Source organism: Amycolatopsis cihanbeyliensis, from assembly GCF_006715045.1.
Lineage (GTDB): Bacteria > Actinomycetota > Actinomycetes > Mycobacteriales > Pseudonocardiaceae > Amycolatopsis > Amycolatopsis cihanbeyliensis.
On sequence record NZ_VFML01000001.1, the window covers coordinates 5,483,274 to 5,497,896 of the forward strand.

Annotated in this window: 13 protein-coding genes; 7 read left to right on the top strand and 6 right to left on the bottom strand. The window is 66.0% G+C overall.

Features of this window, described 5'->3' with window-relative positions:
* Positions 1–83 precede the first annotated feature (83 nt).
* The 3 genes from FB471_RS25145 to FB471_RS25155 form a co-directional block, all read right to left on the bottom strand.
* The gene (locus FB471_RS25145; protein ID WP_142000811.1) at positions 84–1,628 is read right to left on the bottom strand and encodes a class I SAM-dependent methyltransferase; all 1,545 of its coding nucleotides are present in this window, start codon (positions 1,626–1,628) and stop codon (positions 84–86) included.
* A 180-nt stretch (positions 1,629–1,808) separates the two neighbouring features.
* Entirely contained in the window at positions 1,809–2,363 is a 555-nt protein-coding gene (locus tag FB471_RS25150) for a dihydrofolate reductase family protein (RefSeq protein WP_142000812.1), read from the bottom strand.
* Positions 2,364–2,433: 70 nt separating this feature from the next.
* Positions 2,434–4,140: an MFS transporter gene (locus FB471_RS25155; protein WP_246076575.1), complete on the bottom strand. Its 1,707-nt coding sequence runs from the start codon at positions 4,138–4,140 to the stop codon at positions 2,434–2,436.
* A 149-nt stretch (positions 4,141–4,289) separates the two neighbouring features.
* Here FB471_RS25155 and FB471_RS25160 point away from each other — a divergent pair, with 149 nt between their 5' ends.
* From FB471_RS25160 to FB471_RS25180, 6 genes are all read left to right on the top strand, one after another.
* A complete protein-coding gene (locus FB471_RS25160; RefSeq protein ID WP_170220926.1) occupies positions 4,290–5,114 on the top strand; it encodes an SAM-dependent methyltransferase in 825 nt (274 codons plus the stop codon).
* A 177-nt stretch (positions 5,115–5,291) separates the two neighbouring features.
* Positions 5,292–7,331 (top strand): CRTAC1 family protein, encoded by a 2,040-nt coding sequence (locus FB471_RS25165; protein WP_246076576.1) that lies wholly within the window; start codon positions 5,292–5,294, stop codon positions 7,329–7,331.
* A complete protein-coding gene (locus FB471_RS25170; protein ID WP_142000815.1) occupies positions 7,328–8,326 on the top strand; it encodes an enediyne biosynthesis protein in 999 nt (332 codons plus the stop codon). Before FB471_RS25165 ends, FB471_RS25170 begins: the two co-directional genes overlap by 4 nt.
* The gene (locus tag FB471_RS35560) at positions 8,323–8,448 is read left to right on the top strand and encodes a hypothetical protein (RefSeq protein ID WP_281287421.1); all 126 of its coding nucleotides are present in this window, start codon (positions 8,323–8,325) and stop codon (positions 8,446–8,448) included. Before FB471_RS25170 ends, FB471_RS35560 begins: the two co-directional genes overlap by 4 nt.
* Positions 8,449–8,450: 2 nt before the next feature.
* Complete coding sequence (locus tag FB471_RS25175) at positions 8,451–8,924, top strand: acyl-CoA thioesterase (RefSeq protein WP_142000816.1); 474 nt, start codon at positions 8,451–8,453, stop codon at positions 8,922–8,924.
* A 3-nt stretch (positions 8,925–8,927) separates the two neighbouring features.
* Positions 8,928–9,449: a flavin reductase family protein gene (locus FB471_RS25180; RefSeq protein ID WP_142000817.1), complete on the top strand. Its 522-nt coding sequence runs from the start codon at positions 8,928–8,930 to the stop codon at positions 9,447–9,449.
* A 96-nt stretch (positions 9,450–9,545) separates the two neighbouring features.
* On the opposite strand, the gene FB471_RS25185 is transcribed toward FB471_RS25180, so the two are convergent.
* The 3 genes from FB471_RS25185 to FB471_RS25195 all read right to left on the bottom strand — a co-directional run bounded on the left by FB471_RS25185 (position 9,546) and on the right by FB471_RS25195 (position 12,762).
* Complete coding sequence (locus FB471_RS25185; protein ID WP_142000818.1) at positions 9,546–10,313, bottom strand: helix-turn-helix domain-containing protein; 768 nt, start codon at positions 10,311–10,313, stop codon at positions 9,546–9,548.
* Between the two features lie 343 nt (positions 10,314–10,656).
* A complete protein-coding gene (locus FB471_RS25190; protein WP_142000819.1) occupies positions 10,657–11,712 on the bottom strand; it encodes a carboxymuconolactone decarboxylase family protein in 1,056 nt (351 codons plus the stop codon).
* Positions 11,713–11,778: 66 nt separating this feature from the next.
* Complete coding sequence (locus FB471_RS25195) at positions 11,779–12,762, bottom strand: DUF1702 family protein (protein ID WP_281287443.1); 984 nt, start codon at positions 12,760–12,762, stop codon at positions 11,779–11,781.
* A gap of 261 nt (positions 12,763–13,023) precedes the next feature.
* Between FB471_RS25195 and FB471_RS25200 the strand changes: the two genes are divergently transcribed.
* The gene (locus FB471_RS25200; RefSeq protein WP_246076578.1) at positions 13,024–14,598 is read left to right on the top strand and encodes an MFS transporter; all 1,575 of its coding nucleotides are present in this window, start codon (positions 13,024–13,026) and stop codon (positions 14,596–14,598) included.
* Positions 14,599–14,623: the final 25 nt, after the last annotated feature.

Genomic DNA, 14,623 nt, shown 5'->3' on the forward strand with positions numbered 1-14,623 from the left:
TTGTGCTCGTCGCCCATGTCCATAACGGTAGGACGGAGAACCGGACACGGCCATTCGGGCTCGGCCGGCCGGCTTCCGCGCGGTCAGCCCTGCTTCTGCGCCGTGATCACGTAGTGCAGGTGCGGGCCGGACCGGTCGATCACCGTCAGTCCAGCTTCCGCGAGCCACCGCTCCAGGTCGTCGCGCTCGAACAGCGCGAGCCCGTCCCGATGAGACTTCGGGAATCGGTGTGAGCGGACGAAGTGATGATAGATCTCGTCGTCGGAGTTGACGAAGGTGAACAGTGTGAAAGTGCCGCCGGGACGCAGGCAACGGCCGACTTCTGCGATGGCGAACGACGCTTCGTCCGGGAATGCCTGAAGCGCGTCCCAGCAGGTCACTGCGCCGAGCGAGGAGTCGTCGAACGGTAGGAAACGCGCGTTCGCCACGACGGCAGGCACATCCGGCCTGCGGTCGCGCAAGGTGGCGAGGCTGGCGGGCAGGATGTCCAGTGCCAGAACCCGCTCAGCACCCACGGCGTCGGCGAGCGTGTCGGTCCACAGCCCGCCGCCTGCCGCCAGATCGAGTACGGTGCCGTCCACCGGCCGGAGATGCTCCCTGATGTAGTCGCCTTCCCATCGCGGGCTGACCTCGTTGTTCCAGTTCATTCCGCACAGACGCTTGAACGCCGGCCGCGCGTAGACGTCGATGAAGTAGGCCATGGTGCCGATGTTCGACAGCTGGAAGAGGAAGTCGTCTCCGTGGTCCTTGCCGTCGTAGACGCTCGTCAGCACGTTCAGCATGCCTTTGGCGATCGGGAATCCCGCGTTGCAGCCGGCACATTCGGCGAGTCCCTGCCGGATCGTCAGCTTCGCCTCGCAGCGTGAGCAACGCAGCGCGTACTGGTGCGGGGCATAGATGGCGGTGTCGTCGGCGTCGGTCGGCTGGGCCTCGCGTATCGGGGTGTCGTCGGGGAACACGGGCTCGGGCATGCCGTGGCGAATGGCGTAGAACGACTTCGCGCCGGCATGCGCACGCACGGCCGTGATGTCGTTGTACCACTGGTCGCGGACCTGCTCCGGCGTGAGGGTCCGGATCCACGCCCGGTCGACCTCCCGCTCGGACTCGAACATGTTGTCGTACGCCGAGGGGTAGGGAAACACTCGGCCGATCACGGGGTTGTCCGGGTCGAGTTCGTCGAGCGCACGGTCGAGTCTGGACATGTCGTCCTCTTCGAGACCTACTGTGGCCGCGACCTCGAGAATCCGGGATCTGTCCTTGGGGAAATGCGACAGCAGGTACAGCAGCGCCCAGTGGAGTGGTTGTTCCCTGGTGCTACTGCTCCAGAGACCCAGGTACTGGTCGAGCTCGGTACGGACCACCGCGGTCACCGCGCCGTCGACGTCGGGATACTCCGCCTGGACGAGCAGCCCGAACAGCTCCGCCAGGTAAGCCTTCCTCAACTCGTCGACCTGCTTCATCCGGGGTACGAGTTCGTTCACCGCAGGCACGGCCAGTGCAGTCAGATCGCCGCCTTGCCATACGGCGTGGACCAGTTGACGGTAGCTTGCCTCGAGTTCGCCTCGTGGTGCGGTGGTGAAGGAATCCACCAGCTTCGAGATCGTGTTCGGATTACTGGCAACAGTCATTCTCGTAGGTCCTCCTGAACGTCACGCCGTGGTCCCCGCCCAGCGCGGCCGAGAAATGGCTGCTGACAACTGTGCGACATGGGGCGGTGGGTTCGCGCCTTCTGGCGTGCGGAGAGGGTGAGAAAAGCAGAACGCCCGACCCGGTCTTGCGAGGCAGCCGGGTCGGGCGTACTGACCAGCTCAGGCGGGCTTGTAGTGCAGCGCCACGACACCCGTGTCGTGCTGCTTCACGTCGGCCAGTTTCAGATCGAGGCGTGCGTCCAGCAACAACGTCCCGTCGGGAATGGTGGCTGGGTTCAGATGAATGTGGTAGTCGTCGATCAGGCCGGCCTTCGCGAGAGCCTTCGTGATCCCGATTCCACCGGCGATCAGGATATCCTTACCGGGCTGCTCCTTGAGCGTCTTGACGTCGTCGAGGCTACCGAGGATCTGGGTGTTCGGCCACGACGGGTCGGCCTCGGTCAGGGTCGTCGAGACGACCAGCTTGGTGAGGTCGTACTGCCAGCGGGCGTGGCGGGCCACGTGCGAGTCCGACTCGTCCTTGGCCGCCTCCGGCCAGAAGCCCAGGAAGTCCTGGTACATCTTCCGACCCATGATGATGGCGTCACACGTTTCGTGCAGCGAGTTGGTGAACTCCCACGTCTGGTCGGAGATGTGCGCCCAGAACATCTCGTCCCCCGGGTCGGCACCATAGCCGTTGAGGGTCGACTGCATGTACATGACGAGCTTTCGCATAACTTCCTTCCTTTTTCTTTCCGGTCCGGTGGTTCGCTGAGCGCCGGACCGACAACTGGGGGTGGGTGGGTCAGTTCGCGGGCCTGGCGTCGGCCTGGTCCGTGGAGCTCGCGCTCGGATCGGCCGGTGCGGACGCCTCACCGGTGTCGTCCGCACCGGTGTCGTCCGTGCCGGCTTCTTCCGCACCGGTCGGCGGTACGTGCTTGAGCAGGGCGGCGATCACGACGGCCGCGACGACCAGGATCGCCATGCAGACAATGGCGAAGACATTCATACCGCTGGCGAACGCGTCCTTCGCCGCGGTCGCCAGCTGGTCGCCCAGCTGCGGGGGCAGGTCGGACGCCACGGTCAACGCGCTGGCGACGTTCTCTCGCGCGGCTTCGACGGCGTCGCCGCTCAGGCCGGCGGGGGCGGTGTCGTCGAGCTGGGCGACGTAGACGGCGGCGCCGACGCTACCCATGACGGCCACGCCGAGCGAGCTGCCCGCTTCGTTGGCGACCTGTGTCATGGACGCCGACGAGCCGGCCTTCTCCGGTGGTGCCGAGCCGACCACCAGGTTCGTGCCAAGGGACAGCAACGGGCCTTCGCACAGGCCCATGATCGCGAAGCCGACGATCAGCGTGGTCGGGCTCGAATCCGTACCCAGCTGGGAGAACATCGCGAACGGGATGATAATACCGGCGATGCCACCCGAAATGAGGTAGGCGGGCCGGATCCGCTGCCCGAGCAGGGGAGCGACGGTGGCGCTGATCGTCGCCACGACCATGCCGGGTAGCAGGCAGAACGCGGCCATCAGTGGTGTCATGCCGGACACGGACTGCAGGAACTGGGTGATGTAGTACATGCTCGAGCCGCCGATGAGGGCGTAGAGCACCAGGCCGACCAGCATCGTGCTGAACGAGCGGTTGTCGAACAGGCGCAGGTCCATGAACGGGTCGGTAAGGTGCAACTGTCGCCGCACGAAGACCAGCGCCAGCACGATGCCGGCCACCCCGACGATGATCGGCAGCACTTGCCAACCGTGCCGGGTGACCTCCTTGAGGCCATAGATGAATGCGACGATGGCGAGCACCGACAGCAGCGCACTGGTCAGGTCCAGCTTGCCCGCGTCGGGGTTCCTGAACTCGGGGACCAGCAGCGGGCAGACCACCAGCAGCAGGACCATCACCGGCACCGCGAGCAGGAAGACCGAGCCCCACCAGAACTGGGCGAGCATCACGCCACCGACCACCGGGCCGAGGATCGAGCCGAGGGTGAACCCGCCGGCCCAGATGCCGATCGCGACGCCTCGCTGCTTCGGGTCCTGGAACATGTTGGTGATCAGGGCCAGCGTGGACGGCGCGAGAGTCGATCCGGCGATGCCCAGCAGGGCCCTGCCGACGATGAGCAGCTCGGCGGTGGGGGCGAACGCGCACAGCAACGAGGCGACCGCGAAGCTCGCCGCACCGATCATCAGCAGTTTCCGCCTGCCGATCCGGTCCCCCAGCGTGCCCATCGTGATCAGGAAGCCGCCGACGAGAAAGCCGTAGATGTCCAGGATCCACAGTTGCTCGACGGTGCTGGGCCGCAGGTCGGCCGTGATCTCGGGCAGCGCCAGGAGCAGCACGAACATGTCGAACGTGATCATCAATGTGGCCAGGGCCAGAGCCGCGAGGCCGGCCCACTCCCGGCGTCCGGCCCTGGGCGGGGCTTCTTCGATAGTCACCCTGGAGTCCTCCGGTTTCGGCGTGTGAAGTGTGGGTCTACATACGCGACGAACGGGCGGCAGGCGATTCAACAGTCGCCGTCGGTGGACTGCGTAATTACTCCGAACGGGTGACATTCGGGTGGGAGTCGTGCCCGTTCGCGGCCGCATTCTCGAAGGTGATCGAGCGTGTCGCCCCTGCGACCATGGGTGTTCGAGACGACGACCCGTTGGAGGGGAAGATGACCACGGACCAGTCTCCGGCCGAGTCCGACGTCGCCAAGCTGCAGGATGTCGCCGGCCGGATCCTCTCGACAGTCTGGGGCGACAACTACCACGCCGGCTACTGGGAGTCCGAGCACGACGCCTCGTCCAACGAGGTCGCGCAGTGGCGCATGAACGACGTCATGATCAAGAAGCTGGGCGTGTCCGCTGGCCAGCGGGTGCTGGACGTCGGCTGCGGCGTCGGTGCACCCGCGTTCCAGCTGGCCGAGCAGACCGGGGCCACGGTGGTGGGTGTGGCGATCAGCCGGTCGCACATCGAAGGGTTCCGGCGGCGCGCCAGGGAGCGGGGCGTCGATGACCTGGTCTCCATCGAGCTGATCGACGCGCTGGCCATGCCGTACCCGGATGACTCCTTTGACGCCGCGTGGGTGGTCGAGTCCTTCATCAACATCGACCGGCCCCGTGGCCTGCGGTCGATAGCACGAGTGCTCAAGCCCGGGGGCCGGCTGATGTTCACGGACGTCGTGCAGCCCACCCGGCAGGTCACGGACACCGACCAGGCCCGCGCCGAGATGCTCGACACGATGGAGATGGGCGAGCTGCCCACTCGGGAGCAATACCTGCAATGGGTGCGAGACGCCGGCTTCACCGACATCGAGGTGCTCGACATCACCGCCAACACCCAGCAGACCGGCGAACGGATAGCGGCGGGTATCCGGAAGCACTACGACGCGCTGGTCGCCGAGCTGGGCCCGGAGGCCACCGGAATTCTCGAACAGATGACGACCTCGATCGAGGTCGAATACATGCTGGTCACGGCTCACCTTCCCGATGCCGCGTGACATCGCCGCAACGCTGGTTTTCCAGCCCGGCGGTCCAGGGTCTCCAAGCAATCTGGGAGTTTGTCGAGAATACTGGGCATGTTTCAATAGTTATTGCCGAGTAAACAATTCGACGCGAGCGACTCCATTCCGTCGTGGTTAGCGCAGATTAATCCGCGCCGGCCCACCCTCGGGTGCTTGCTGCTAACTGCCAGTATTTTCGTAAATTTTCGAGGAGCAGCGATAATGCCAGCTGACCGTGCTCGAAAATCGGTTCCCATTCTCGCCGTCGTTATCACGCTTGTGGCGCTCCATGCGGCCGGCCAGAGCGCGGTGGCGGTGGACGGTGCGGACCAGACCGCCGAGCCTTACAAGTTCCGGGAAATGCCGATTCCGCTGCCGGACGGTTACAACGAGCAGCCGATGAAGAGCATCCGGCAGGTAAACCCCAGCTACCAGCACATCGCATCCTGGATCTCCGCGATCGGCGCGTCCGTGGCCATCAACGACCTCACCGGGAACGGTCGGGCCAGCTCACTGTGCCTCGTGGACCCGAGGACCGACGACGTGATCGTCACGCACACGCCGACGGCTCCGCAGGAGGACCGGTTCAGCCCGTTCGTTCTTGACGCCGCACCGCTGCCGTTCGACGACACTATGGCGCCGACCGGCTGCACCCCCGGCGACTACAACATGGACGGTCGGATGGACCTGCTGGTCACCTACTGGGGACGTACACCGATCCTGTTCCTGGCCAAGTCGGACGCAACCTCGGTGAGCAATGACGCCTACCGGCGGCAGGAACTGGTCGCGTCCGAATCGGCGGACGGCCGTTATCACGGTCCCAAATGGAACACCGACGCGGTCCACGTCGATGACTACGACGGCGACGCGCGCCCGGACATATTCATCGGCAACTACTTCCCAGACTCGGACGTCCTCGGTTCCGACGGTATGAAGAACGTCGAAATGAACTTGTCGATGTCCACCGCTACCAATGGCGGCGGCGGGCACATTCTGCGCTGGCACGCGGCCACGTCCGGCCCGGAACCGTCCGTCTCGTACGTGCCGGAGCCGGAGGCGGTTCCGTACGAGGCGGCCACCGGCTGGACCCTCGCCGTGTCCGGGGCGGACCTGGACGGTGACGGGCTGCCCGAGGTCTACATCGCCAACGACTTCGGCCACGATCACCTACTGCACAACCGCTCTACCCCGGGGCGGATCAGGTTCGGCCTTGCCGAGGGGTCGGGTTCGGCGATCACTCCGAAGTCGTTCGTGCTGGGCGACGACTCGTTCAAGGGTATGGGTGTCGACTTCGGTGACCCGAGCGGCAAGGGCCGCTTCGACATCGTGGTCAGCAACATCACCGTCCCATGGGGCTTGCAGGAGAGCAACTTCTTCTGGGAGAACCAGACCCGCGACCACGAGGAGATGCGTGAGCGGCTCGCCGCGGGCGACGCACCGTTCACCCAGCAGGCGGAGGATTACGGCCTGGCGTGGTCCGGGTGGTGTTGGGACGTCAAGTTCGGTGACTTCCTCAACGACGGCAACCTGGCCGTCGTCCAGTCGACCGGCTTCATCAAGGGCGACCGGAACCGGTGGAACTGGCTGCAGGAACTGGCGACCATCAACGACGTCCTGGTGAGCAACCCGAGCATGTGGCCGAACATGCGGCAGGGCGATGACCTCGCCGGGGACGATGTGCTCGCCTTCTATGCCAAGAAGCCGGACGGCAGGTACGTCGACGTCGCCGAGCAGCTCGGTCTCGACGTGCCGATCCCGTCGCGAGCCATCGCGACCGGTGACACGACCGGCACCGGTGCGCTGGACTTCGCCGTCGCGCGGCAGTGGGGGCCGTCGTCGTTCTACGCCAACGAGTCACCGGACCGTGGTTCGGCGTTGACCCTGCGGCTGTACCAACCGCCCGAAGGCGACGGGACCACGTCCGGCGCACGTACCGGACTTTCCGGTGTCGGTGCGCCGGCCTACGGCGCGACCGTCACCGTCACGACGCCGGACGGTCGTACCCAGGTATCCCAGCTGGATGGCGGGGGCGGACACAGTGGTTTCCGCAGCTTCGAGGTCCGGTTCGGTCTCGGCGAGGAAACCGGTCCGGTGACAGCGCACCTGAACTGGCGTGACGCCGACGGCCAGCTGCGGAACGAGACCGTGGAACTCAGGCCGGGCACATACTCACTCGTGCTGTCGAACACCGTGCAGGAGGTTTCGAGCCGATGACCACCACCGTCCGGCAGCCCCCGGCCGCTCCCGTCGCCCCGTCGCCTGCCTCACCCCCCGCACCGGCGAAGCCCGACCCCCGCTACCTGGCGCTGCGCAACTTCGCCCTGTCGATCTCCGTATTCAACATCTTCGGCTACGCCCTGCTCGGATTCGAGCAACCGTGGCTATGGCCGATACTCAGTGTGCTGACCGGCTATGCGGCCGAACTGGTGTTCGAGAAGGTCACCGCGTGGGCCTACCGCCGGGAGCCACGGTACGTCGGCCGCGGTGGCCGTGGGCTGTACGAGTTCCTGCTGCCTTCGCACATCACCGCTATCGCCGTGAACATGTTGTTGTACGCCAACAACCAGTTCTGGCCGATCGCCTTCGGGGTGATAGTCGGTGTGGGCGCCAAGTACGTCCTGTGGGCACCGATCGCTGGCCGGATACGGCACTACATGAACCCGTCGAACTGCGGCATCGCCGTCACGCTCGTGGCGTTCAGCAGCTGGGTCAGCCTCGCGCCGCCGTACCAGTTCAGCGAGAACGCCAACACGTTCTGGCGGGTGATGATCCCGATCATCATCATCACCGCGGGTACGACCATCAATGGCCTGCTGACCAAGCGCATCCCACTGATCGTCGGCTGGCTCGGCGGGTTCGCCATCCAGGCGTTCGTTCGCCACTGGATCTGGGACGTGTCGCTGTACGGGGCGTTGGGTGTGATGACCGGTATCGCGTTCGTGCTGTTCACCAACTATATGATCACCGATCCTGGCACGACGCCCATGAAGGGACGCAACCAGTTCATGTTCGGCGCCTCCGTGGCCACCGTCTACGGGGTGCTCATGGTCTTCGACGTGGTCTATACCATGTTCTTCGCGACCGCGATCGTCTGCCTGGCGCGTGGTCTCGGCTGGTGGGGGGCGCATTTCAGGCGCCGGCGCAGAGAGCAGCGGGCCACGAAGATCCGAACGAACCTTCTGAGCAACGGGGAGACATCGTCATCATGAGCGAGCAAATCGCGGTCGGGAAGGTGCGCCGGCCGGACGGGTGTCCACAGGTCGAGCGAGGACCGGGTGGTGGGCTCGCCGATCCGTTGGCGCCCGGCATGGTGACCGGAGGAGAGGACTGATCATGGCGCCGTACTACGAGCTGCGGCATCTGGTCGGCTTCGAGGAGACCACTGTCGTCGGCAACGTCTATTTCGTCAACTACATGCGCTGGCAGGGCAAGTGCCGGGAGATGTTCCTCAGGGAGAACGCGCCGGATGTGCTGGCGAACTTCGGCGCGGACATGATCCTGTTCACCGTCAAGGTCGAGTGTGAGTTCCTCGCCGAGCTCGCACTGTTCGACGAGCTGTCCATCCGGATGCGGCTGGTGGACCTGACGCAGACACAGATCGAGTTCGGGTTCGACTACGTCAAGTTGCACGATGACGGCGGCGAAGAGCTGGTGGCACGGGGACGGCAGCGGGTGGCCTGCATCGGCGGGCAGGACACTGGTTCCCGGCCGATCAAGGTGCCAGCCTCACTACGCGACGCGCTGGTGCCCTACACGGCCGACTCGGCGCCGGGAGCGCGGGCGGTCGCCTCGGTAAGGAACGGTTGACCCATGCGTGAGACCGATCAGCGACCACCCGTGCAGTCCGGGGCTGTCCACGACCCGCTGCGGCTTCGCGGCGTGCTGGGCAAGTTCGCCACAGGCGTCACGGTTGTGACCGCGGGCCCGGTCATGCCGCGCGGGATGACCGTGAACGCCTTCACTTCGGTGTCGCTACAGCCGCCGACGATCCTGGTGTGCGTGCGACGAGCCAGCTCGATGCACCAAGCCATCCTGACGAACGACGCCTTCGCGGTGTCAGTGCTGTCCGCCGAGCAGGAATGGATCGCCCGACATTTCGCCAACCGCGCCCGGCCGCGCGGTGAGGGCGAGTTCGCCGTCATCGACTGGGTGACCGGCCGGCATACCGGGGTCCGGCTCATTGCCGATGCCGTCGCCTGGATGGAATGCGGGCTCGCCGCGGTGTACGACGGTGGCGACCATTCGATTTTCCTCGGTTCCGTGCTGACGATCGAGTGTGGCGCGGTATCGGAGCCGCTGCTCTTCTTCGGCGGCGGCTACCGCGGTTCGTAGACCGTCGTGCGTCGACCGTAAGAGCTGCCGATGGCCCTCCGTTGGGAAACCCAGGGAGGGCCATCGCGGTATCAGGTTCTCGACACCGGAGCGGTGTCACTGCGCCTGGCGCACGGTGGTGACCTCGACCGGCGGCCGGCAGCTGTCCAGCTCGGGTATCACCACGAGGATGGGCGTGTCGACGGGCCGGGTCTGATGGAGTGTCATGTCCACCTTGTACGACACGCCCGGGCGCACCGAAACCGGCACACTCGAGCCGAAGAATACCGGCCTGCGGTCCCATGGCGCCGTGTCGAAGTTGTCGGCTTCCACCGCCGCCGCGCACACGTACCAGTCACCGGGCGGTACCGAGTTCAGCAGGTAGTGGTCCGAGTTCTCGACGACGTCGCACGCCACCGGGATGCCCTGGAGAATCGGGCTGCTGAAGACCGCGACGTACACCCGGATACGCCGGTCGGTCCACGGGTTGTGCAGCTTGCCGAGTACCGTGCCGCACTGTGCCGGGTCGTCCGTTCGGCGAGGCGGTGACAGCATGCCGATCCCGGTCCGGGCGAGGTGCCGGTACTGTCCCGGCGCCAGGCCGACGCACTTGGCGAACCGACCCGTGAACGTGCCGAGGCTGTTGTATCCCACGCGGTAGGAGATGTCCGTGATGCTCAGCGACGTGCGTAACAGCAGGTGCTTGGCGCGGTAGAATCGGACGGCCGCGAGAAAGCGTCCGGGGGAGGTTCCGGTTTCCATGCGGAATACTCGGGTAAAATGGAACTTGCTCAGCAGTGCTGCGCCGGCCAAGTCGGTCATCGTCAATGGCTCGTCGTAGCGTTGCCACATCATGTTGATCGCTTCTTCGGCGTGTTTATGCATGCAATTTCCCTCCGGTGTGTGACCATGGGAAGAGCCGATGCGTCCTTATCGCACTACGGTGAATATGGAACAATATGGAGACACTTGTTCGAGCTTCGCTGCTGTATGCGCGCCTGCTGGAACCAAAACTCCGTTCCGTGCAGCTTGCTTTTCCGTCATAAAATACGGAAAAACACCTTGCTCGCTCCCAGTTTCGTACTCGAATACAACGGTAGTGGACCGGTCACTCGGGGGCATCTATCTGATTGCTCTCACCTGGCAACCACGAAGAAGTAATCGCGTGTCCGACGGTGTACGCGCCGCCTTCGAGACGACGTCCCGAAGGCGCCCTCGGCCGGACGGGTCAGCGGTAGGACTTCAGGAGTGGACCGAGGCGGCTCGACGCCGCGGCGAGGCTGGCCCACGCGGCGACCTCGACGATTCGCCGGTCGTCCGCGCCGGAACGCGCAAGCTCCTCGATGTCCGCGTCACCGACCTGGTGGGAGGCGAGGGCGGTGAGCAGGGCGACGCGGCCGGCTGGACGATCGGCGGGCGGGAGACCGGCCACCGCCTCGGTGAGCCACGCACGACCGAGCCCCGTGGGCGCGCCGTCCCAGCCGGCCAGCCTGGCCGTCACCAGCTGCCGCACGGGTTCCGGCACCGAACGCTCACCGGCGACGTCGATGGTCGCGGCCGCGCGGGCGAACGCACCGGCGATGTGCGGGGCATCGGCGGCCCACGCCAGGTCCGGCGACGGCTCGGTGGCGCCCAGCAAGTCGAGGGACGTGCCGGGAGCGCGCTGCCGGCCCGCCGGACCCCGCATGAGCACGCTCAGCAGGCGCAGCATGGTCCCGCGCATCCGGGCCGGCACGTGCGACGGTAATGGTGACTTGTCGAGAAATACGTTCACCATGCGGTTGAAGTACTCGAACGTCCCGGCGACGCCGACGAGCTCGGGTGCCTGCGCAGCCGGTAGGGGCGCGGCCTGCGGCGGGTTCCCTGTTCTCGCCCACGTGGCGACGGCCAGCAGCTCCGGGTCGATGATGTCGTCGAAGCGGTTCTCCGAGATCGCCTGCGCGGTCGGATCGCGAAGTAGCCCGTTCAGTGTTGCGCCGTGCACGGCAACGCAGTACGGGCAGGCGTTGTTCACCGACACCGTGCTGGCCACGGCTTCCTTCGCCGATCGCGGGGCGTGCCAGGAAGCGATCATGGTCTCGCGCAGGAGGACCCAGCTCGCCGCCATCACTTCGGGTGCGGGGGAATGCAGCGCGACCGGTGGCGCCAGCATCCCGAACTCCCGCTCCACCTGCCGGTACACCGCGCGGGTGAGCCCGCCGGAAGCGCCGAACCTGACCGGTGTGACGTACCGGACCTGCTCGAGCGACCTGCGCAACGCCTTGCCGAGAACTACCGGACTCACCGCATGTCCCTCTGTGTCGGTGTGGTCAGGACCTTCGTCGCGGCGCGATCAACCGGGCCACGACGGTCAGCTCGGGCTCCGTGCCGCGGCGACCAGCTTGTCGGCGATCCGCTGCCGCCAGACCTCGAACGCGGGTTTCCCGCCTTCCGACCCCGTGGTGTGCTCGGCCGGGACGGATTCCTGGCAGATCTGGTCCGCGTGTTCCGGGGTGACGCCGCAGAGCACCCGGGTCGCCAGCTCGGTGTGTGGGGTCACCAGGCCCGCGATCACTCGCGCGGAAGCCGCGAACGCGCTGCCCTGGGCAAGTTGTGCCCGGCAGTCGCCCGCACGCTCGGCGAGCGTGCGCAGTTCCGGCTCGCCGGCGCCACCGGCGTATGTGGCGGCCAGACCAACGCCGGCGAACAGGTCGGGCCTGCGGTCGGCGTCGAACTTGTTGATCATGTTGGCCACGAGGGTGACGTCCGTACCGCCGACGAACCACATGGCCCGTCCGATGCCCTGGTCGATGGCCCGCCCGGCGTACCCCTGAGGGCCGTCGTCCGGCCAGCCGAAGTCCTGCTCCCGGAACTGCTGGTTCACGTACTTCTCTGTCCGGAAGTACGCCTGATGGAACCCGTACCCGTCGTGGACCAGCCAGCGCAGTAGTGGATCAGTTACGCCGCTTGTCACCGCGGGCCAGCAGAACTTCGGTAGCCGAGCCAGTGCCCAACCCACCCCGACATACGTGATGTAGGTGTGCTCCTTCGCCGGACCGGAGAGAAAGTCCACGACGTGGTGGCGATGCCCGACCGGCAACCCGTCCCGGATCGCGAAGGCCATTCCCGCGCCCTCGTATGCGAAACCCTGGAACTCCCGCTCGACCGTTTCCAGGTTTTGCTCGACCTCTACTACCGAAGCCGCTTCGGCCGCGTACGCGAAGCCGGTGAGGAACGAGCCTCCTGCGGTTTCCAGCAACTCCCGGGACTGCTGGTTCTTCTCTGGAAAACCACGGAACTCGAGATGTGTTTCGGACACGTTCGGCGTGAGGATACGCCGCCGGACCCTACCCAGGATGCTGGCCAATTATTCCTCCTCGGCAAACGGGGATACCCGTTGGATGTCTTCCCCGAACCGGAACGTCCTTTCCAATGTGTCGCACTTTCGTCGCAGTGTCTTCTCGGAGCTTGCTGCGCTCGACGCATCGGCCAGTGCGATCGCGGCGAGGATAATCGCAAGCCTGGAGATGCTGGTTTCGATCGAGAGCTGGAAGTGTACAGAAATAGGGGCACCTGTGGCTCAGACGGTTGGCGACGACGAGAGGAACTGCAGAAAGTGACCGTCGACGACGCACATCGCAGGGCCGCCGGGGCCAGGGAGTGGGCCGGACTGGCCGTGCTGACCCTGGCAGTCCTGATGATCACCTTCGACATGTTCGTGCTGTTGCTTGCGTTGCCCGGCCTGTCCGCGGACCTACGGCCCGGCACGACCGAGCAGCTTTGGATCCTCGATATATACGGGTTCATGGTCGGTGGCTTCCTGGTTACGATGGGAATGCTTGGCGACCGGATCGGTCGGCGGAAGCTGTTGATGACGGGCGCGGCCTGCTTCGCCGTGGCCTCGCTGGCCTCGGCGTTCGCCACCAGCCCGGAGATGCTCATCGTGCTGCGCGCTCTGCTGGGTGTCGCCGGAGCGACACTGGCGCCGTCCACGCTCGCGCTGATCAGCGTCATGTTCCGGGATCCCCGGCAGCGTGGCGTTGCCGTCGGCGTGTGGGCGGCCGGATTCACGGTCGGCGCGATGCTCGGCCCGGTGGTGGGTGGAGTGTTGCTCGCGCACTTCTGGTGGGGGTCGGTTTTCCTGCTCGCGGTGCCGGTGATGGTCCTGCTGCTCGTGCTGTGCCCGATCCTGGTGCCCGAGTTCAAGAATCCCGAAGTCGGCCGGCCGGACCTCATCAGCGTTGCGCTGTCGCTGGGGGCGATGCTGGCAATGACCTACACGCTCAAGCAGGTCGCCCGGCACGGCTGGGAGGTGGTGCCTGTCCTGGTCGGAGTCGCCGGCGCCGGACTCGGGGTGCTGTTCGTCCGCAGGCAGGGGTGGTTGGCCGAGCCGATACTGGATCCGGCACTGTTCCGCAACCGCTCGTTCAGCGTCATGCTGATCGGGTTGCTGTTGTTCGGCATCGTCGGCGCCGCGAGCATGGTGTTCATCACCCAGTTCCTGCAGTCGGTGTCCGGTATGACGCCGCTGCGGGCGGCGCTGTGCCTGGTGCCGGGTATGGTGGTCGCCGCGTTCAGCAGCACCGTCTCACCGATGCTGGGGCGGCGACTACGGCCCGCTTACCTGATCGGGTGGGGTGTGCTCGGGGTCGCCGTGGCCTATGCCCTGTTCACCCAACTCGATGCGAGCTCCAGCCCGGTCGTGCTGATCGTCGGCTTCGGCATCATCGGCCTGTGCGAGGGGCCGCTGCTGGCACTGGGCGTCAACCTGGTGGTCGACGCGGTTCCGGTGGAGAAGGCGAGCTCGTCGTCCTCGATGGCGCAGATCGCCAACGAGGCCGGTGCCTCGCTCGGGGTCGCGATTATGGGAAGTGTCGGCGCCGCCGTGTATGTCGGCAATCTGACCTCCAGCATGCCGCCGGGTGTACCCGGTCCCGCCGCGATCGCCGCAGAGGAGAGTCTCGCGAGCGCGGTGGCCGTCGCACCCAGCCTGCCCGAGCAACAGGCCGGCGAGCTGCTCGCCGTGGCGCGGGACGCCTTCACCGACGGGATGAACGTCTTCGCGGCGATCAGCGTCGGCATCCTCGTCCTGGTGGCCATTCTCGTCATGGCCCTGCTCAGGCACGTGCCGCCGACCGGCCAGGAAAAGGCGGCAACCGATGTGTCCCCGGAAGAGCTCACGGCCGGCTAGGCGATTCCACCGACTCAGGACCGTC